The 19,269-nt window shown below is 71.3% G+C and carries 15 protein-coding genes; 10 read left to right on the plus strand and 5 right to left on the minus strand.

Features of this window, described 5'->3' with window-relative positions:
- Positions 1 to 324: 324 nt before the first annotated feature.
- Positions 325 to 1,638, minus strand: coding sequence for a DUF7847 domain-containing protein (locus tag JK363_RS23165; protein WP_201876943.1), 1,314 nt, complete (start codon positions 1,636 to 1,638; stop codon positions 325 to 327).
- A 149-nt stretch (positions 1,639 to 1,787) separates the two neighbouring features.
- Here JK363_RS23165 and mtnA point away from each other — a divergent pair, with 149 nt between their 5' ends.
- The 7 genes from mtnA to JK363_RS23200 all read left to right on the plus strand — a co-directional run bounded on the left by mtnA (position 1,788) and on the right by JK363_RS23200 (position 10,658).
- Positions 1,788 to 2,945 carry an S-methyl-5-thioribose-1-phosphate isomerase gene (gene mtnA / locus JK363_RS23170; protein ID WP_201876944.1) on the plus strand — a complete coding sequence of 386 codons (1,158 nt, stop codon included), beginning with the start codon at positions 1,788 to 1,790 and terminating at the stop codon, positions 2,943 to 2,945.
- Positions 2,942 to 3,619 (plus strand): two-component system response regulator MtrA, encoded by a 678-nt coding sequence (gene mtrA, locus JK363_RS23175; RefSeq protein WP_030250475.1) that lies wholly within the window; start codon positions 2,942 to 2,944, stop codon positions 3,617 to 3,619. The genes mtnA and mtrA overlap by 4 nt, the downstream gene beginning before the upstream one ends.
- Position 3,620: 1 nt before the next feature.
- Positions 3,621 to 5,672, plus strand: a complete 2,052-nt coding sequence (gene mtrB / locus JK363_RS23180; RefSeq protein WP_236076047.1) for an MtrAB system histidine kinase MtrB — start codon at positions 3,621 to 3,623, stop codon at positions 5,670 to 5,672.
- Positions 5,662 to 7,524 (plus strand): LpqB family beta-propeller domain-containing protein, encoded by a 1,863-nt coding sequence (locus tag JK363_RS23185; protein ID WP_201876945.1) that lies wholly within the window; start codon positions 5,662 to 5,664, stop codon positions 7,522 to 7,524. Before mtrB ends, JK363_RS23185 begins: the two co-directional genes overlap by 11 nt.
- 211 nt (positions 7,525 to 7,735) lie before the next feature.
- Positions 7,736 to 8,479, plus strand: a complete 744-nt coding sequence (locus JK363_RS23190) for a ComF family protein (RefSeq protein ID WP_201876946.1) — start codon at positions 7,736 to 7,738, stop codon at positions 8,477 to 8,479.
- 315 nt (positions 8,480 to 8,794) lie between these two features.
- Positions 8,795 to 9,487: a ribosome hibernation-promoting factor, HPF/YfiA family gene (gene hpf / locus JK363_RS23195; protein ID WP_201876948.1), complete on the plus strand. Its 693-nt coding sequence runs from the start codon at positions 8,795 to 8,797 to the stop codon at positions 9,485 to 9,487.
- Between the two features lie 421 nt (positions 9,488 to 9,908).
- On the plus strand, positions 9,909 to 10,658 hold the full coding sequence (locus JK363_RS23200) for a response regulator (protein WP_201876950.1): 750 nt from the start codon (positions 9,909 to 9,911) through the stop codon (positions 10,656 to 10,658).
- 56 nt (positions 10,659 to 10,714) lie between these two features.
- Here JK363_RS23200 and JK363_RS23205 read toward each other — a convergent pair whose 3' ends face one another.
- Both JK363_RS23205 and JK363_RS23210 read right to left on the minus strand, forming a co-directional pair.
- Positions 10,715 to 11,899 (minus strand): winged helix-turn-helix domain-containing protein, encoded by a 1,185-nt coding sequence (locus JK363_RS23205; protein WP_201876952.1) that lies wholly within the window; start codon positions 11,897 to 11,899, stop codon positions 10,715 to 10,717.
- A 112-nt stretch (positions 11,900 to 12,011) separates the two neighbouring features.
- Complete coding sequence (locus tag JK363_RS23210; RefSeq protein WP_201876953.1) at positions 12,012 to 12,701, minus strand: GNAT family N-acetyltransferase; 690 nt, start codon at positions 12,699 to 12,701, stop codon at positions 12,012 to 12,014.
- A 235-nt stretch (positions 12,702 to 12,936) separates the two neighbouring features.
- Between JK363_RS23210 and secA the strand changes: the two genes are divergently transcribed.
- On the plus strand, positions 12,937 to 15,777 hold the full coding sequence (secA, locus tag JK363_RS23215; protein WP_201876954.1) for a preprotein translocase subunit SecA: 2,841 nt from the start codon (positions 12,937 to 12,939) through the stop codon (positions 15,775 to 15,777).
- Between the two features lie 243 nt (positions 15,778 to 16,020).
- Here secA and JK363_RS23220 read toward each other — a convergent pair whose 3' ends face one another.
- Entirely contained in the window at positions 16,021 to 16,542 is a 522-nt protein-coding gene (locus tag JK363_RS23220; RefSeq protein ID WP_201876955.1) for an Rv3235 family protein, read from the minus strand.
- Between the two features lie 667 nt (positions 16,543 to 17,209).
- On the opposite strand from JK363_RS23220, the gene JK363_RS23225 reads away from it, so the two are divergent.
- Both JK363_RS23225 and JK363_RS23230 read left to right on the plus strand, forming a co-directional pair.
- Entirely contained in the window at positions 17,210 to 17,716 is a 507-nt protein-coding gene (locus JK363_RS23225) for a DUF6912 family protein (RefSeq protein WP_201876956.1), read from the plus strand.
- 22 nt (positions 17,717 to 17,738) lie between these two features.
- Positions 17,739 to 18,407 (plus strand): HAD family hydrolase, encoded by a 669-nt coding sequence (locus tag JK363_RS23230; RefSeq protein ID WP_201876957.1) that lies wholly within the window; start codon positions 17,739 to 17,741, stop codon positions 18,405 to 18,407.
- A 71-nt stretch (positions 18,408 to 18,478) separates the two neighbouring features.
- Here JK363_RS23230 and JK363_RS23235 read toward each other — a convergent pair whose 3' ends face one another.
- Positions 18,479 to 19,045 (minus strand): DJ-1/PfpI family protein, encoded by a 567-nt coding sequence (locus JK363_RS23235; protein WP_201876958.1) that lies wholly within the window; start codon positions 19,043 to 19,045, stop codon positions 18,479 to 18,481.
- Positions 19,046 to 19,269 lie beyond the last annotated feature (224 nt).

The following is a 19,269-nucleotide window of genomic DNA, read 5'->3' on the forward strand; positions in this document are numbered from 1 at the left end:
GCTCACGACCACTGCCGCACATTCAGGTTCCACTGGATCGGGTGTTCCACTGGATCGGGTGAAAAGGGATGTGCGCTCTGGCGTGGCGAGGTCCAGGCGGCTCAAAGTGGAGTGCAAGGGGGGCCCGTTGACCTGTCGTCAACGGGCCCGGCTGGTCGGCCAGAAGGGGCCATAGGGGATCGAGTCCGGGACGGCCTGGGAAGTGCCGGACCGGACGGGAGGAGGGGGCTCACGATGACAACGCATCAGACCACGTATGACGCGATGACATCGCCTCAGGTACAGCCCCCTCCGCCGTTCTGTTCATGGCGTCTGATCCGTCTTTCAGGGCGTCAGATCAGCGCCGTGGTCGGCGCCCTGATCCTTCGTCTCGTATCCCGGCACCCCGGCGGCACGAGCCAGCTCGATGTCGAGGGCCTCGCGCCGGATGCGCTGATCCATGTAGAGAAGGGCGGTCACCCCGGCGCTGATCGGGAAGGTGATGGTCGAGCTGATCACCCCGCCGATCCCGATGACAACCAGGAAGGTCCAGCCGACGGAGACCGCCTCGCCGGACAGCCAGTCCATCGCGTTGTCCCCACCCATCACCATGGCGGCCATGCTGGTCGGGATCTCCACGATGGCGCCGACGATGAAGACCAGGACGAGTGCCAGGAGCTGGACGCCGAAGACCCGCCACCACGCACCGCGCACCAGCTTGGCGGAGCGGCGCAGGGCGGCGATGATCCCCTGCTTCTCCAGCATCAGCGCGGGGGCGGCAAGGCTGAAGCGGATCCACAGCCAGGTGGCTGCGCCGGCTCCCGCGAGCCCTCCGAGCGCGGCGAGGGACGCGCCCTCGTTCTCCGCACCTGCGAGGGTGAGCAGCACCCCTGGGGCGATGCCCGCGGCCATCACGCCCGCGGCGATCACGGGGATCAGGAAGAGCAGTCCGCACAGCTGAAGGAGACGGGGACGGGCACCGCCCCATGCCTCGCTGATGGACACCGACCGCCCCAGCACGGCCCGCGCGGTGACCACGGTGAGCAGGGCCGTGGTGACGATCGTGCCGAGCACGCCGATCAGCAGGGTGACCGCACTGCCCCCCATGGCGCTGCCGACCGCGCGCATCGCCTCACTCAGCGTCGCGTCCGGGTTCTCGAGCACATCCGTGCTGGCGGAGGTGTTGCGGAACCAGAGTCCGGTGGCGGCGGTGATCAGCCCCTGGGTGACGATCGAGACCGCGAGCGAGACGCCGAGCATCGTGCGCCAGTGGGCGCGCATGGTGGCGATCGAGCCGTCGAGGATTTCGCTGACGCCCAGCGGACGCAGCGGGATCACCCCGGGGCGCGGTGCGGGCGGCGGTGTCCGCCAGCCGCTGCTGCCCCAGCCTCCGCCCTGGGGCGGGGCACCCCAGCCTACGCCGCCCTGGGGCCGTGCGGCAGGGGGCGGGGGCGGGGGAGTGGAGGCGCCGCCGGTGGAGGTGGTCCAGCGTTCGGCGGGCGGCTGTCGCCGGGACCATCCGGCGCCCCAGACGGGCTGCTCGGGCACCGGTTGCTCCGGCACCGGCCGGTCGGAGGGTTCGTCCTGCTGCCGAGTGCCGTGCTCCGGCTCGTCGGAAGGGGACGATCCGGGCGGGATCCGGCCCGGAGAGTCGTTCATCGTCGCTCCGTAGGTTGTTCGTCGGCCGGTCGCGGATGCGGCGACGGGCGGTTGCCAGCCATCGTGCCACGGTGCGTCACACCGCGTACCGGCCGCTGTGACTGGCTCAGCACTTCAATAGTCGGTGCCGCACAGGGCAGACTGGGCGGATGGCTGATCAGCATCCGGTATCCCCGGAAGGCTCTGCTTCTCCTGCTGCTTTCGCACTGCGCTGGGAGGAACCCCCGGAGGGGCCCGTACTGGTGCTCCTCGACCAGACGAGGCTTCCCGCCGAGGAGGTGGACCTGCTCTGCGCCGATGTTCCGGCGCTGGTCGAGGCGATCCGGTCACTGGCCGTACGCGGCGCCCCACTGCTGGGGATCGCGGGGGCGTACGGGGTCGCGCTGGCTGCCGCGCGTGGCTTCGATGTGGACGAGGCCGCCGACTCCCTCGCCCATGCCCGCCCCACCGCGGTCAACCTCGGATACGGCGTCCGCCGGGCCGCGGCCGCCTATCACGCGGCGGTCCGAAGCGGTGCGGAGGCAGAGCGGGCGGCCGCGGCCGCCCTGGCGGAGGCCCGTGCGCTGCACCGGGAGGACGCCGAGGCCAGTGAGCGGATGGCAGAGCACGGCCAGGCCCTGCTGCATGAGCTGCTGCCCGCCGGAGGCTTCCGGATCCTTACCCACTGCAACACCGGCTCGCTGGTCTCCGGGGGCGAGGGGACCGCCCTGGGCGTGGTCAAGCTGGTGCACCGGTCCGGTCAGCTGCGGCGGCTGTGGGTCGATGAGACCCGGCCGCTGTTGCAGGGGGCGCGTTTGACGGCGTACGAGGCGGCCCGGGAGGGCATGGCGTACACGCTGCTCAGCGATAACGCGGCGGGTTCGCTGTTCTCGGCGGGCGAGGTGGACGCGGTGGTGATCGGCGCGGACCGGATCGCCGCGGACGGCTCGGTGGCCAACAAGGTGGGGAGCTATCCGCTGGCCGTCCTGGCCCGCTACCACCATGTGCCCTTTGTGGTGGTGGCCCCGACCACCACCGTCGATCTGGACACTCCTGACGGCGCCGCGATCGAGGTCGAGCAGCGCCCTGGATACGAGGTGACAGACATCACAATTCCACATGTTCCGGGTGCCGGGTCCGAGGCGGGCGCCGGAGTGCCGGTCGCACCTCTGGGTACACAGGCCCACAATCCGGCCTTCGACGTCACGCCACCGGAGTTGGTGACGGCGATTGTCACCGAGGACGGCGTCGTTTCCCCGGTCACCGGGGACGGCATCGTGGAGCTGTGCGCCAGGTCACGATCGGGTAATGGGATGATGTCGATATGAAGGGACGCGTCCTTGTCGTCGACGACGACACCGCACTGGCAGAGATGCTTGGCATCGTGCTGCGCGGCGAAGGCTTTGAACCGTCGTTCGTGTCGGACGGTGACAAGGCTCTAGCCGCCTTCCGCGAGGCCAAGCCTGACCTGGTGCTGCTCGATCTGATGCTGCCCGGCCGGGACGGTATCGAGGTGTGCCGGCTGATCCGGGCCGAGTCCGGGGTGCCGATCGTCATGCTCACGGCCAAGAGCGACACGGTCGATGTGGTGGTCGGGCTGGAGTCCGGCGCGGATGACTACATCGTCAAGCCGTTCAAGCCGAAGGAGCTGGTGGCCCGGATCCGGGCGCGGCTGCGGCGCTCCGAGGAACCGGCGCCCGAGCAGCTGGCCATCGGCGATCTGGTGATCGATGTGGCCGGTCACTCGGTGAAGCGCGACGGCCAGTCGATAGCGCTGACACCGCTGGAGTTCGATCTGCTGGTGGCCCTGGCCCGTAAGCCGTGGCAGGTGTTCACCCGTGAGGTGCTGCTGGAGCAGGTGTGGGGCTATCGGCACGCCGCCGATACCCGTCTGGTGAATGTGCATGTGCAGCGACTGCGGTCGAAGGTCGAGAAGGACCCGGAGCGGCCGGAGATCGTGGTGACCGTGCGCGGGGTCGGTTACAAGGCCGGACCCAGCTGAGATGTCGGGTGGTGGTACGGCTCCGCAGTCCGGTGGATCGGGGGGCGGGGTTCCGGAGGGCGCCCGTGCCGGGCGTCCCGACCCGGCGGGTGAGATACCGCTGCTCCAAAGGTTGTGGAGCGGCGGGCATCTGCTGCCCGACGGGGCCTCCGGAGGGCCGGCCCACCCGTTGATCCGGTTGTTCGGGCGGTGGGTGCACCGTCCGCTGCTGCCCGCTGCCCGGCTGTGGCGGCGGAACATCCAGCTGCGCGTGGTCGCCACCACCCTGCTGATGTCCCTGGGCGTAGTGATCCTGCTGGGCTTGGTGGTCATCGGCCAGGTGCGCAACGGTCTGCTGGACGCCAAGCGGCATGCCGCGCAGGGTCAGGCCGCCGGTGGGTTCGAGGTGGCCGAGCAGATGGCCGACCGCGGCACCGATGCCCGGGGCCAGGACGGCGCCGGGGCCTCCGGCCGGGGTGCCCAGGATTCCGGTGCCTGGCTGAACGCACTGGTGGAGCAGCTCGCCAGTGGTGGCAAGGGCGCGTACTCCGTGATGGCGCTCAGCTCGGACTCGGGCGAGACGCCGTATGTGGCCAGCCGCGGTCCGCGCGCCTCCGGCGATGTCAGGCCGGACAGCGTCCCCGCCGATCTGCGCAGGCAGGTGGACGAGGGGACGGCGCCGTACGAGCGGTACGGAAAGATCGTGCACGCCGGGTCGGGCGAGGCCGAGCCCGCAGTGATCATCGGCAAGCGGCTGGACGACAACCACGGCGACGCGTACCAGCTGTACTACCTCTTCCCGTTCAGCCAGGAGGAGAAGTCGCTCAGCCTGGTGAAGGGCACGCTGGCCACGGCCGGGGTGTTCGTGGTGGTGCTGCTCGGCGCCATCGCCTGGGTGGTGGTCCGGCAGGTGGTCACACCGGTGCGGATGGCCGCCGGGATCTCGGAGCGGCTCGCGGCCGGGCTGCTTCAGGAGCGGATGAAGGTCACCGGCGAGGACGACATCGCCCGCCTCGGCGAGTCGTTCAACAAGATGGCGCAAAACCTCCAGCTCAAGATCCAGCAGCTGGAGGAGCTGTCCCGGATGCAGCGCCGCTTTGTCTCGGATGTCTCCCATGAGCTGCGCACCCCGCTGACCACGGTGCGGATGGCGGCCGATGTGATCCATGAGGCGCGTGAGGACTTTGATCCGGCCACCGCGCGCTCGGCGGAGCTGCTGCGCGGCCAGCTGGACCGGTTCGAATCACTGCTCGCCGATCTGCTGGAGATCAGCCGGTTCGACGCGGGCGCGGCGGCCCTGGAGGCCGAGCCGATCGATCTGCGTGATGTGGTGCACCGGGTGGTCGACGGGGCCGAGCCGCTCGCCGAGGCCAAGGGCACCCGGATCGTGGTGCGGGGCGCCGAGGCGCCGGTGGTTGTCGAGGCGGACGCCCGCCGGGTCGAGCGGGTGCTGCGCAATCTTGTGGTCAACGCCGTGGAGCACGGCGAGGGCCGGGATGTGGTGGTGCGGCTCGCGACGGCGAGCGGCGCGGTGGCGGTCGCGGTGCGGGACTACGGCGTCGGGCTCAAGCCCGGCGAGGCGACCCGGGTGTTCAACCGCTTCTGGCGGGCCGACCCGGCCCGTGCCCGTACCACCGGCGGCACCGGTCTCGGGCTGTCGATCGCGGTGGAGGACGCCCGGCTGCACGGCGGCTGGCTCCAGGCGTGGGGCGAGCCGGGCGGCGGCTCCCAGTTCCGGCTGACGCTGCCGCGCACCACCAGCGACACCCTGCGGGGCTCCCCGATCCCGTTGGAGCCCGAGGACTCCCGGCGCAACCGTCGCACGGATGACCCCGCTCCGGCGCGCCCGGCGGCGGAACGGCTGGTGTCGGTGCCCGCCCAGCCGCGTTCCGGGCTTCCCGCCGGTGAGCTGCCGCTGCCGCCCGTCGACGCCCCGGCGCCGTCCGCCGACCCGACGGCGCTGCCGGGGAGCGGCGCACGGGTGGTGCGCGGTGCGCAGGAGGGGTCGCAGGGCTCGTCGGCCGTCCGGCCGACGACACAGAACGAAGGGGAGGGCCGCCCTCGTGGGCGCTGACCGTGCCGACCACCACCGCTACCGCCGCCGCTGGGGCCTGAGCACGGCCACCTTGATCTCCTGTGGCGCGCTGGTGCTGACCGGCTGCGCCTCCATGCCGGACAGCGGGGATGTGCGGAAGGTCGACTCCTCGCCGCGCACCGACGTCGATTCGCAGGTCCGGGTGTACGGGGTGAGCCCGGGCAAGGGCGAGCAGCCCGCCGAGCTGGTCTCCGGCTTCCTGGAGGCCACCACGAGCGACGAGGAGAACTTCGCCACGGCGAAGGAGTACCTCACCAGGGGCGCCGCCAAGAACTGGGACCCGTTCGAGCGCACCACGGTGCTGGAGCAGGCGCCGGACGTACGGGTGGAGACCGACCCGGGCGACCGGGACGGCAGCGGCAAGACGGTGGTGCTGTCGGGCAAGCGGATCGCCAGCGTGGACGCCACGCACGCCTACAAGCCCGACGAGGCGCGTTACGAAGAGCGCATCCATCTCACGCGGAGCGGGTCGGAGTGGCGGATCGACGCGCCGCCGCCGGGGCTGGTGCTCGGTGAGTCCGACTTCGAGCGCATCTACCGCTCGGTCAACAAGTACTACTTCGCCGAACTGGGTCCGGACGCCGAGGACTCGCGGGTGGGGGACCACGTCCTGGTGGCCGATCCGGTCTATCTGCGGCGGCGTATCGACCCGGTCACCTCGACGGTGAAGGCGCTGCTGGACGGTCCGACCGGCTGGCTGGACCCGGTGGTCAGCACCTCCTTCCCGGGCGGTACGGCCCTCGCGCGGCGTGGCGAGAAGCTGTCGCTGGACGATTCCAGCGGGCTGAGGGTCCGGCTGAACGACCGGGCGGCGCACATCAGCCGGAGCCGCTGTGTGCGGATGGCGGCGCAGACGCTCTTCACGGTCCAGAATCTGGGCGAGGGATCGTCCGAGGTCAGCGCGGTGAAGCTGGAGCGGGAGAACGGCTCGGAGCTGTGCTCGCTGTCGAGCGACGCGGCGCGCGCCTATGCGCCGGACCGGGTCAACGGTCAGCCCCGCCAGCAGCAGTACTTCGTGGATGCCGAGCACCGGATGGTGCGGCTGTCCGACGACGAGAACCGGCCACGGACGGTGGCGGGCCCGTTCGGCGCCGATGACGCGGGGCTCGGATCGGTGGCGGTCTCCCGCGACGAGCGGGACGCCGCGGGGGTCACGGTGGATGGCCGGTCGCTGTATGTGACGGAGCTGGCGTCCGGTGCCGAGCGCGGCCGGGCCCGGCTGCACAGCCAGGGCGGCAGCGCGGAGCACGGGCTGACGGCGCCGAGCTGGGATGGTCTGGGCGGACTGTGGGTGGCCGACCGGGATCCCGAGCGGCCGAGGCTGCTGCGGCTGCGCGGGGGCACCGGCCCGGCGGACGAGGTCCGGCTGTCGAAGCTGGGCGGTGGCCGGATCACGGCGCTGCGGGTGTCCGCGGACGGTACCCGGATCGCCATGCTGGTCAAGCACGCCGGTCACACCACGCTGCGGCTGGGCCGGATCGAGCGGCGGGGCAGCGCGGACCACCCGAAGCTGTCGGTGCAGGGGGTGCACACGGTGGCGCCCAAGCTGGAGAACGTCGACACGGTCTCCTGGGCGGGTGACAGCCGCCTGGTGGTCGCGGGCCGGGAGTCGGCGGGTGTCCAGCAGCTCCAGTACGTGGAGACGGACGGCTCCCCGGCGGACGTGCCGGACGTGCCGGGTCCGAACGGGGTGGAGGCGATCACGGCCTCCGAGGACCAGACCCGGCCGCTCATCGCCGAGACCAGGGAGAACGGCATCGTCCGGCTGTTGCCGAACACCGACTGGAAGACGGTCGACGCGGACGGTACGGCTCCGGTCTACCCGGGCTAGCCAGGTGGCGGCGCGGGCCGGGAGAGCGGAGCGGGCCGGGCCCCGGAGCGGGCCCCTCCCGGCCCCTGAGCGGTTGCCGGGAGGGCCGGTCGCGCGGCCTACGGGTATCCGCGGCTAGCCGAGTCCACCGGGCGGGGGGGCCGGTTGTCCACATCTGCGCGGTTGTCCACAGGGGGTGGCGCACCGGCCCGGCCGCCGGGACAGTGGACCCATGCGGGGCTGGTGGCAGGAGTTGACCGACCTGGTGCTGCCGGCGGACTGTGCGGGATGCGGTCGGCCGGGCGGCACTCTGTGTGACCGATGCGGGGGTGTGCTGCGGAGATCCGGGCCGCGGCGGGTGGAGCCGAGCCCGGTGCCGCCGGGGCTGCCGGTGGTCCATGCGGCCGCCGAGTACGCGGACGAGGTCCGGGCGGTGCTGCTGGCGCACAAGGAGCGGGGTGTGCTGAGGCTGGCGGGGCCGCTGGGCGAGGCGCTGGCGGGCGCGGTGCGGACGGTGTGCTCCCGGGCGGGGAGACCCCTTCCGGGCAGACCGGTGCGGGCCAGACCGGCCAGGGGCCCTGAGGGGCCGCTGCTGCTGGTGCCGGTGCCGTCGGCACGGCGTGCGGTGGGTGCCCGGGGCCATGATCCGGCGCGGCGGATCGCGCTCGCGGCGGCCGGTGCGCTGCGCGCGGAGGGGTGCGCGGTGCGGGTCCCCTCGGTGCTGCGGCAGCGGCGCAGGATACGCGATCAGTCGGGGCTGGGCGCGCGGCAGCGCCGGATGAATGTGTCGGGCGCGCTGGGAGTGGTCCCCGGCGGTGGGCGGCTGCTGTCCACGGGCCCGGCCGTGCTGGTGGACGACCTGATGACTACCGGTGCCTCGCTCGCGGAGGCGGCGCGGGCGGTGTCGGCGGCAGATGGCCTGGTCGTCGGAGCGGCGGTGCTGGCGGCACCCCCCGATTGCACCAACCGGAACTGAATACGAAGCCGCATCGTTGCAGGTGGTGAGGACGGTAAAGCACCTGATCGGAGGTACGTGCCGGTAGGGGGTGCCGACATCCGTCCGGGCGAGCTATGTTCGGTTGTGAGGAATGGCTAGTGCTATGACTCACAAATCCGCTTGGCGCGTTTTGCCTGCATTCTCGTGAGCCGTGCATCAAATGGGGTGGAGTTGTCCCCCGTGGGAAGGAGGAGTCGAAACCGCCAAGTCGGTGGCTCCGGAAGACGCCGGAGCCTAGTGCACAAGGGATGAAGCTCCGGCTGAGCCCGGAGCCACCCGGGAACGGAGTTCTGCGTGGACATCGTCGTCAAGGGCCGGAAAACAGAGGTGCCCGAGCGGTTCCGGAAGCACGTGGCCGAGAAGCTGAAGCTGGACAAGATCCAGAAGCTCGACGGCAAGGTGATCAGCCTCGACGTCGAGGTGTCCAAAGAGCACAATCCGCGGCAAGCCGACCGCTCGGACCGGGTGGAGATCACCCTCCGCTCCCGTGGTCCGGTGATCCGGGCAGAGGCCGCGGCAGCCGATCCGTACGCAGCGCTGGATCTGGCCGCCGGCAAGCTGGAGGCACGGATGCGCAAGCAGCACGACAAGCGCCACACCCGCCGTGGCAACGGTCGCATCCCGGCCAGCGACGTGGCTGTGACCGTCCCCAACGCGGCGCGTATCAACGGGCATGGCGAGATCGCCGCCCAGCGCACGGCCGTGGACACCGTCCCCACCACCCGGATGGGCCCCCTCGAGGTGCAGGGTGAAGGCCCGCTGGTGGTCCGGGAGAAGACCCACGCCGCCGCCCCGATGACGCTTGACCAGGCTCTCTACGAGATGGAGCTGGTCGGGCACGATTTCTATCTGTTCGTCGACTCCGACACCAACCAGCCCAGCGTCGTCTACCGGCGGCATGGCTATGACTACGGGGTGATTCACCTTCAGCCGGAGGCGTTCGTCGGCGAGGAGCCCGGCGGCGCAGGTGGTGCCCTCGGAGGCTGACCGGCCCGGGGCGGAAGACATAACCGGCGGGATCGCGCGGCAGGAGCCGCGCGATCCCGCGCGACCGACAGCGGATGCCGCCGCATGACCCACGGCGGCATGACCCACCGGCGCGGAATCGAGCACACAGGACCAGCGGAATTGAGTGCAACGGCCCAGTAGTTACGTACCCATGGCTGTGCACACGCCACGGATTCAGCCACAGACGCATACGGGGGTGGACGATGTGATGCCCCGGAGCGCCAATGCGCCCCCCGGGGCTCCTCCGTGCGACCACGGCGGGACCACTCCGCCGCCCGGGCATGAAATCATGGCCCCTCGAACGGCCAACCGGCGTAGCGAGAGGACTGGTTGATGCCGTACCGCACCGAGCACCACAGAGTGCAGACCGCAAGGGCCATGGCCTTCAGGGGGAGGAACGATGGCGGACAGCTTCGGGCCCGTCTCCGACGACGGCGCTGATCACGGCATCGCCTCGGACAGGGACGAGCCGCGCGGCGAGCCCCGCAAGGAGCCGATTCGGGTCCTCGTAGTGGACGACCATGCCCTTTTCCGGCGTGGCTTGGAGATTGTCCTGGCCCAGGAGGAGGACATCCAGGTCGTCGGGGAGGCCGGGGACGGTGCCGAGGCGGTGGACAAGGCGGCGGATCTGCTGCCCGACATCGTTCTGATGGATGTGCGGATGCCCAAGCGGGGCGGGATCGAGGCCTGTACCTCCATCAAGGAGGTGGCTCCCAGCGCCAAGATCATCATGCTGACGATCAGTGATGAGGAGGCCGACCTCTACGACGCGATCAAGGCGGGAGCCACGGGCTATCTGCTCAAGGAGATCTCCACCGACGAGGTCTCCACCGCGATCCGGGCGGTCGCCGACGGCCAGTCGCAGATCAGCCCGTCCATGGCGGCCAAGCTGCTGACCGAGTTCAAGTCGATGATCCAGCGCACCGATGAGCGGCGGCTGGTGCCCGCGCCCCGGCTCACCGACCGTGAGCTGGAGGTGCTCAAGCTGGTTGCCACCGGGATGAACAACCGGGACATCGCCAAGGAGTTGTTCATCAGCGAGAACACAGTGAAGAACCATGTCCGCAACATCCTGGAGAAGCTTCAGCTGCACTCCAGGATGGAGGCCGTGGTCTATGCGATGCGGGAGAAGATCCTCGAGATCCGGTGAGCCGGCCCGCCCTGGGGGAGCGCCCCGGGGGAGCCGGACCTCCCCGGGCGGGGCGGTCAGCCGACCGCCGCCGTGAGAGGCGCGGCCAGCTCCGGGCGATCGACACGCTCGATCCGCACCGCGTCGCAGCCCACCCATCCGGCCGCCTCCCGCAGCGCCTCCGCCATCGGGGCCACCGCCTTCGGCGACTCCAGCGACACCTGCCGGGCGACCAGCGTCCGGCCCTCGCGCGCCGGGTCCACCCGGCCCACCAGCCGTCCGCCCGACAGCAGCGGCATGGCGAAATAGCCGTGGATCCGCTTGGGCCTCGGCACATACGCCTCCAGCCGGTGGCTGAAGCCGAAGATCCGCTCGGTGCGTGCCCGGTCCCATATGAGCGAGTCGAAGGGCGACAGCACAGTGGTGCGGTGCCGCCCGCGCGGCGTGGTGGCCAGTGCCTCCGGATCGGCCCAGGCCGCCTTCTCCCAGCCCGCCACCTCCACCGGCACCAGACCGGAGTCCGCGATCACCGCGTCCACCTGCTCGCCCTTGAGCCGGTGGTAATCGGCGATGTCCGCGCGCGTCCCCACTCCCAGGGACTGCCCGGCCAGCCGGACCAGCCGCCGCAGACACTCCGCGTCGTCCAGCTCGTCATGGAGCAGGGCGTCCGGCACGGCGCGCTCGGCCAGGTCGTACACCCGCTTCCAGACGCGGCGCTCGACACACACCACCTCGCCGAACATCAGCGCCCGCTCCACCGCGACCTTGGCCGCCGACCAGTCCCACCACGGGCCGCCGTTCTTGGCGCCGCCCAGCTCCGTCGCGGTCAGCGGGCCCTCCGCCCGCAGCCGCTTCACCACCATCTCGTAGGTCCCGTCCGGCAGCTCGTGGTTCCAGTGCGGACGGGTGCGGTAGGCACGGCGCCGGAACGCGAAATGCGGCCATTCCTCGATCGGCAGCACACAGGCGGCGTGCGACCAGTACTCGAAGGCATGGGCGCCGGTCCAGTACGCCGACTCGACGGCCGGGCGGCCGACCGCGCCCAGCCGTGCATAGGGGATCAGCTCATGCGAGCGGGCCAGCACCGAGATCGTGTCCAGCTGCACCGCGCCCAGATGGCGCAGCACACCGCGCACCCCGGCGCGCCGGTCGGGTGCGCCCAGCAGCCCCTGGGCGCGCAGCGCGATCCGGCGCGCCTCGTCGGCGGACAGGGCGATCTCGGGCTTGCGGTCCGTTACGGACCCGGGCGCGGGAGTGGTCATGCGCGTCACCGTAGTGGGCCCCACTGACAACGCCCCGGCTTGTGCGCGGCCGCCGCCCCTACCCCTGGAGCAACCAGCCGGAGAAGCCAGCCGGAGCAACCAGCCGGAGGAGTCAGACCGCCGACGGCTCGTCCGCCAATCCGCCCGCCGAACCATCCGCCGAACCATCCGCCGAACCGTCCGCCGAGCCGCCCGACGGCTCGCCCGACGCCTGGGCCGGGAGATGGGGGAGATAAGGGGTGGTCGACGGCAGGCCCCAGTCCGAGGGCAGCAGCGCGCCCCGCCACGCGTCCCGCCGCGTCCCCCGCTGCACGATCCGCGCCCGGTCCGTCCCCTCCATCCGGAAGCCCGCCGCGAGCGCGACCGCCCGCGAGCCCTCGTTCCCTGCCTCGGCGCACCACTCCAGGCGCTCCACCCCCAGCGCGGTGAACGCCCACTCGATCACCGCCCGCGCGGCCTCGCCGGTGTAGCCGCGCCGCCGGTGCTCCCGCACCGTCCAGTAGCCGAGCTCGGCCTGGTGCTCCGGGCCGTGCAGCCGCTCAAGCCGGATCAGCCCCATAGCCCCCACCAGCACGGCGTCACCCTTGGTGAGCACCGCGAAGTCATACGCGATACCGCCCCGCCAGTTCTCCGGAGCGGTCCGCGCGGTGAAGTCCTCCGCGTGCCCGCGTTCGTATGGGGAGGGCACCGGGGTCCAGCGCTGGATGTCGGGGTCCTGACAAGCGGCGAAGACCGCGTCGGTGTCGGAGGCCCGGAAGGGGCGCAGCACAAGGCGTTCGGTGGTGAGGGTGACAGGCTCCATCCAGCCGAGTCTGCGTTCCTCCCGTCACTCACCGCGAGCGGTTTTGGGGAATCGGGGCACCTGGAGCACGTCTCGAGCGTTGAACCGATGGGTGACACCTGGTCCTCGTGGTGACGGACCTCCCGGCGTGGCGGGGTCTGTCTTACGATGGCCGTTGCGGCGGGGCCTGCGCCCCTTGACAATGCCGCGACAGCGCACCCGACCGCCAGGCCCGACCGGCAAGGAGCCAGCCTACGTGTCCGTTCTCAACAAGCTCATGCGTGCAGGCGAAGGAAAGATCCTGCGCAAGCTGCACCGCATCGCGGACCAGGTCAATTCCATCGAAGAGGACTTCCTGTCCCTCTCCGACGCCGAGCTGCGCGCCCTCACCGACGAGTACAAGCAGCGGTTCGAGGACGGCGAAAGCCTCGACGACCTGATGCCGGAGGCGTTCGCCACGGTGCGTGAGGCCGCGAAGCGGGTGCTCGGCCAGCGCCACTACGACGTCCAGCTGATGGGCGGCGCCGCCCTCCACCTCGGCTATGTCGCCGAGATGCGCACCGGTGAGGGCAAGACCCTGGTCGGCACCCTCCCGACGTATCTGAACGCGCTGTCCGGCAAGGGCGTCCACCTGATCACGGTCAATGACTACCTGGCCGAGCGTGACTCCGAGTGGATGGGCCGGGTGCACAAGTTCCTCGGTCTGTCGGTCGGCTGCATCCTCGCCAACATGACCCCGGCGCAGCGCCGCGAGCAGTACCACTGCGACATCACCTACGGCACCAACAACGAGTTCGGCTTCGACTACCTGCGCGACAACATGGCGTGGTCGCAGGACGAGCTGGTGCAGCGCGGGCACAACTTCGCGGTCGTCGACGAGGTCGACTCCATCCTGGTGGACGAGGCCCGTACGCCGCTGATCATCTCTGGTCCGGCCGACCAGGCCACGAAGTGGTACGGCGACTTCGCCAAGCTGGTCACCCGGCTGGCCAAGGGCGAGGCGGCCAACCCGCAGAAGGGCCAGGAGGAGACCGGCGACTACGAGGTCGACGAGAAGAAGCGCACCGTCGGCATCCACGAGTCGGGCGTCACCAAGGTCGAGGACTGGCTGGGGATCGACAACCTCTACGAGTCCGTCAACACCCCACTGGTCGGCTACCTCAACAACGCCATCAAGGCCAAGGAGCTCTTCAAGAAGGACAAGGACTACGTCGTCATGGACGGCGAAGTCATGATCGTTGACGAGCACACCGGCCGTATCCTCGCGGGCCGCCGCTACAACGAGGGCATGCACCAGGCGATCGAGGCGAAGGAAGGGGTGGACATCAAGGACGAGAACCAGACCCTCGCCACCATCACCCTCCAGAACTTCTTCCGCCTCTACGACAAGCTCTCCGGCATGACCGGTACGGCCATGACCGAGGCCGCCGAGTTCCACCAGATCTACAAGCTGGGCGTGGTGCCGATCCCGACCCACCGCGATGTGGCCCGGATCGACCAGTCCGACCTCATCTACCGCACCGAGGTGGCCAAGTTCGACGCGGTCGTCGACGACATCGTCGAGAAGCACGAGAAGGGCCAGCCGGTCCTGGTCGGCACCACCTCCGTGGAGAAGTCCGAGTACCTTTCGCAGCAGCTCGCCAAGCGCGGTGTGCCGCACGAGGTGCTCAACGCCAAGCAGCACGACCGGGAGGCGACGATCGTCGCCCAGGCCGGCCGCAAGGGCGCCGTCACCGTCGCGACCAACATGGCGGGCCGCGGTACCGACATCAAGCTGGGCGGCAACCCGGACGACCTCGCCGAGGCCGAGCTGCGCCAGCGCGGTCTGGACCCGGTGGAGCACTCCGAGGAGTGGGCCGCCGCGCTGCCCGCCGCCCTGGAGAAGGCCGAGGCCGCGGTCAAGGCGGAGTTCGAGGAGGTCAAGGAGCTCGGCGGGCTGTATGTGCTGGGCACCGAGCGCCATGAGTCGCGCCGGATCGACAACCAGCTCCGCGGCCGCTCCGGCCGTCAGGGCGACCCCGGCGAGTCCCGCTTCTACCTCTCGCTCGGCGACGATCTGATGCGGCTGTTCAAGGCGCAGATGGTCGAGCGCGTGATGGCGATGGCCAATGTGCCGGACGACGTCCCGATCGAGAACAAGATGGTCACCCGTGCCATCGCCTCCGCCCAGTCCCAGGTCGAGCAGCAGAACTTCGAGACCCGTAAGAACGTTCTGAAGTACGACGAGGTCCTGAACCGGCAGCGCGAGGTCATCTACGGCGAGCGCCGCCGGGTGCTGGAGGGCGAAGACCTCCAGGAGCAGGTCGGCCACTTCATGGACGACACGATCGACGCCTACATCCAGGCGGAGACCGTCGAGGGCTTCGCGGAGGAGTGGGACCTCGACCGGCTGTGGGGCGCGTTCAAGCAGCTCTACCCGGTGAAGGTGAGCGTCGAGGAGCTGGAGGACGACGCGGGCGACCGCGCGGGGATCACCGCCGAGTTCATCGCCGAGGCCATCAGGGACGACATCAACGAGCAGTACGCCGCCCGTGAGGAGCAGCTCGGCTCCGAGATCATGCGTGAGCTGGAGCGGCGGGTCGTGCTGTCGGTCCTGGACCGCAAGTGGCGCGAGCACCTCTACGAGATGGACTACCTCCAGGAGGGCATCGGGCTGCGCGCGATGGCCCAGAAGGACCCGCTGGTCGAGTACCAGCGCGAGGGCTTCGACATGTTCCAGGCCATGATGGACGGGATCAAGGAGGAGTCCGTCGGCTATCTGTTCAACCTGGAGGTCCAGGTCGAGCAGCAGGTCGAGGAGGTCCCGGTGGAGGGCGAGGCGGCGCAGGCCGAGCTCGTCAAGGACGTCCAGGACGCGGTCCCGGCGGGCGCGGCCTCGGGCGCCCCGGCGCGTCCCGAGATCCGCGCGAAGGGCCTGGAGGCCCCGCAGCGTCCGGACCGGCTGCACTTCTCCGCCCCGACGGTGGACGGTGAAGGCGGCATCGTGGAGGGCGACTTCACCAATGGCGAGACGCCCCCGCCGCCGCGCTCCGAAGCCGACGGCCTGACCCGCGCCGAGCGCCGCAAGGCCAACAAGGGGCGCCGCCGCAAGAAGTGACGCGCGTGCGGATGTCATAAACGGTCGGCGGGCCGGGGCGAGAAGCCCCGGCCCGCCGTCGTATGCGGGGGCGGGCGCGGTGGAGCGTACGGCGTCCCCCTGCCCCTGCTGGCCGGGGCGTGCCGCCCGGGGCATGCGTACGGACGATCGGCGCTGGGCCCGCGCCGGTCGGCCGTGAACGGCCGGATCAGGCGCGGCCGGACGGGCGTGGTCGGGGGCCGGAATCGGGCGCGCCGGACGAGCTCAGACGGGGGTGGCCGGGCCGGGGCCGACGGGGCTGGGGACGCCCGGGCCGAGGTCGATGGCGGCGCAGCGCCAGCGGGCGTCGGCGCCGAGCTCCAGCCGGAAGGCGAGTGCGCTGAGCCGGTCACCGGAGGCGATCCGGGCGAACGCCTCGATCACCCCGTGCCGGGGCCGGTACTCCCCGCAGCGCTGAACGAAGGGCGCCGTGGCGCGGGCGTCGGCGGGACGCAGCGGGGCCCGCGGGGCCAGCTCGACGAGCAGGTCGTAGGCGGCGGGGAGGGTGTGCCCGAGGAGGGTGTGGACGGGGCGCCGGCCGCTGAGGGTGAGCAGCAGCTGATTGGCGAACCAGTAGCGGGGCAGCCGTTCCCGCTCACGGCGTTGCGCGGCGGCGGCCGCGGTGCGGGAGACGACGGCGGAGGCGCGGGGGCGGCGAGAGTCCCGCCGCCCCGGCGGCCCGCTCCGCCCCGCACCGCCGCCAACCCGCCGTCGCAGGCTCTCCTCGCCGACTCCGGTCTCGCGCATTGCCTCACCGCCGCTGTGCCGGGCCCGGTGGATACCGGGCAGTAGCTTTCTCGTCGGGTGTCTACTACCGACGCGTTTCCCTGCCCCGCAACGCGATGCCGGGGCCCGCGCGGAGGCCCCGGAACATCACCTATCCGGGCGACGCCCCCCACCGCACCCGTGTGCCACGCGGGACCCGGCGCCACTCCCGCCCGCCCCGGGCCCCCGGCGCGGTACCCCCAAAGGGGTACGCCCGGGGCGGTGGGCAGAAGGCCCCGAGGGCCGCCGTACGGCCTCTGGCGCCCCGGCCTCGGCGAGGTGCTCACCCTGCCCCTGTCCTGGGTATGGGCTGCGGGGGCTGCGCTCGCCGGCGAACGCGGCTGGTGGATGTGGGGCATGCCCCGGCCTGGTGTGGGTGCGCGCGTAACGGGGCCGCGGGTGTGGTCCCACGCGGCGCGTCAGGGCTTGGGGCGTCCACCGTGCGGTGTGGGCCTGCGCGTGCGGCGGCGCGGGGGCGATCCCATCCGCCCGGCTGGGCGTGGGGCATCCCGTACGGCGGCGAGGGGCGGGCGTCCCCTGCCCGCCCCTCGCCCCCGCAGCACGCATGGTCGGGGTTTGGGGCGGTCCGGAGGGGTGGGGCGAACGTATGCTGGCTGGACTCGACCGGTCACTCACGAAAGCGGCAGCCATGCGCGTTTACGTCCCCCTGACCCTCTCCGGTCTCGCCGAGGCGTACAAGGCGGGGGAACTGGGGCCCGGGCCGGTCACCGCCTACGCCGTCACCCCCGCCCTGCGCGAGTGGTACGTCTCCGACGACATCGAGGAGCTGGAGTACGCCGCCCTCAGCCGCGCCGCGCAGGCGTCGCTGCGCGCGCTCGCCGTCGACCGGCAGGCGCCCCGGCGGCGGGTCGTGGTGGCCGTGGACGTGCCCGACGGGCAGGCGGTCGCGGACCCGGACCGCGGGCTCGACCAGTCCTCGCTCGGCGAGGTGCGGATCGCCACCGCCGTACCGCTGGCCAAGGTCGCCGCGGTGCACATGGACGCCGACGACGCCCAGGCGGACATCACCGCCGCCGCCGAGGCCCTCGGCGCCGCGGACCTCGGAGACGACGACGCGCAGTTCACCGTGGACGGCGCGGAGGACCACGAGCTGCTCTGGTACGCCCGGCAGGAAATTCCCCATCTCATCGGCTGACCTCGCCCGGTACGGTCGTGGGATGGGGAAGAAGCATGTGACCCACATCGTGTGGGACTGGAACGGCACGCTGTATCACGACATCGACGCCGTGATCCTGGCGACGAACGCCTCCTTCGCGGAGGTCGGTCTGCCGCCGATCACCCTCGAGCGCTACCGAGAGCTGTACTGCGTGCCCGTTCCCCGCTTCTACGAGCGGCTGATGGGACGCCTGCCCACCGACGACGAGTGGGAGGTCATGGACGAGGCGTTCCACCGGCACTACTGGGCGTTCTCCGAGACCGCGGGGCTCGCGCTCGGCGCCCGGCAGCTGCTCGCCGAATGGCAGGAGGCGGGACTCACCCAGTCGCTGTGCTCCCTGGCCCCGCATGACCGCCTGATGCCCCTGGTGCGCACCCACGGCATCGAGCGCCACTTCATCCGGGTCGACGGCCGGATCGGGCAGAGCAACACCGGCAAGGCCGAGCAGATGGTGCGCCATCTCACCGCGCTCGAGGGGGTGCCCGCGTACCGCGTCGTGGTGATCGGGGACGCCCTGGACGACGCCGTGGCGGCCCGGCACGCGGGCGCTCACGCCGTGCTCTACACCGGCGGCTCCCACAGCCGGACCAGCCTCCAGGCGGCCGGGGTGCCGGTCGTGGACACCCTCGCCGAGGCCGTACGGGAGGCCGAGCTCCTCGCCGACGGGTGAGTTCAGGGTCCCGGGGGAGTCCGGGTCCGGGTGAGCCCGGTGGGGCCCCGGCGGCCCCGGAGGGCTCCCCGTCAGATCGTCGGCGACTTCACCCGCAGCACCGACAGAAACTCCCGCATCCACGCCGAGTGGTCCGGCCAGGCGCGCGAGGAGACCAGCGTGCCGTCCACCACGACCTCCGTGTCCTGGAACTCCGCGCCCGCCGCCTGCATGTCCAGCTCCAGGGCCGGGTACGCGGTGACCCGGCGGCCGCTGAGGCCGCCGACGGCCGACGTCAGCAGCGGACCGTGGCAGATCTGGGCCACCGGCTTGTCGGCGTCGAAGAACGCCTTGCAGATCTTGCGCAGCTCGGCGTCGTTGCGCAGGTACTCCGGGGCCCGGCCGCCCGGGATCACCAGAGCGATGTAGTCGCCCGGGTCGACCTCGGAGAAGGCCAGGTCGGCGGGGAAGCTGTAGCCCGGCTTCTCGGTGTAGGTGTCGAAGCCCTCCTCGAAGTCATGGACCACGAACCGCAGCGTCTTGCGGGCCGGGGCCGCGATATGGACCTCGTACCCCTCCTCGCGCAGCCGCTGGTACGGATAGAGCACCTCCAGCGACTCGGCCGCGTCACCGGTCACCAGCAGGATCTTCGCGGCCATGCCGCCCACCTCCACGTTTGCAGGCATATCTCCGTCCACGTCACGGTGCCCGGGTGGGGCCCCTTTGCCAAGGGGGCACGCCATGGGGCCGTGCGCCCCCTGCGTCGCTGTCCAATCCGTCAAACTTCCTGGCCGGGATTTGTACACGAACGGCTCATGACGAGCCCCTGGGGAGGAGCGATAGCCTTACCACGTGATCAGCGCGATAGTCCGTGAGGGCGATG

Source organism: Streptomyces coffeae (genome assembly GCF_016741875.1).
Lineage (GTDB): Bacteria > Actinomycetota > Actinomycetes > Streptomycetales > Streptomycetaceae > Streptomyces > Streptomyces coffeae.

Excerpts from the sequence above, each read along its gene's own strand:
- JK363_RS23165 (WP_201876943.1), bottom strand. The coding sequence starts at position 1,638 with ATGAACGACTCTCCGGGCCGGATCCCGCCCGGATCGTCCCCTTCCGAC.
- mtnA (WP_201876944.1), top strand. The coding sequence starts at position 1,788 with ATGGCTGATCAGCATCCGGTATCCCCGGAAGGCTCTGCTTCTCCTGCT.
- mtrA (WP_030250475.1), top strand. The coding sequence starts at position 2,942 with ATGAAGGGACGCGTCCTTGTCGTCGACGACGACACCGCACTGGCAGAG.
- mtrB (WP_236076047.1), top strand. The coding sequence starts at position 3,621 with ATGTCGGGTGGTGGTACGGCTCCGCAGTCCGGTGGATCGGGGGGCGGG.
- JK363_RS23190 (WP_201876946.1), top strand. The coding sequence starts at position 7,736 with ATGCGGGGCTGGTGGCAGGAGTTGACCGACCTGGTGCTGCCGGCGGAC.
- JK363_RS23200 (WP_201876950.1), top strand. The coding sequence starts at position 9,909 with ATGGCGGACAGCTTCGGGCCCGTCTCCGACGACGGCGCTGATCACGGC.
- JK363_RS23205 (WP_201876952.1), bottom strand. The coding sequence starts at position 11,899 with ATGACCACTCCCGCGCCCGGGTCCGTAACGGACCGCAAGCCCGAGATC.
- JK363_RS23210 (WP_201876953.1), bottom strand. The coding sequence starts at position 12,701 with ATGGAGCCTGTCACCCTCACCACCGAACGCCTTGTGCTGCGCCCCTTC.
- JK363_RS23220 (WP_201876955.1), bottom strand. The coding sequence starts at position 16,542 with ATGCGCGAGACCGGAGTCGGCGAGGAGAGCCTGCGACGGCGGGTTGGC.
- JK363_RS23225 (WP_201876956.1), top strand. The coding sequence starts at position 17,210 with ATGCGCGTTTACGTCCCCCTGACCCTCTCCGGTCTCGCCGAGGCGTAC.
- JK363_RS23230 (WP_201876957.1), top strand. The coding sequence starts at position 17,739 with ATGGGGAAGAAGCATGTGACCCACATCGTGTGGGACTGGAACGGCACG.
- JK363_RS23235 (WP_201876958.1), bottom strand. The coding sequence starts at position 19,045 with ATGGCCGCGAAGATCCTGCTGGTGACCGGTGACGCGGCCGAGTCGCTG.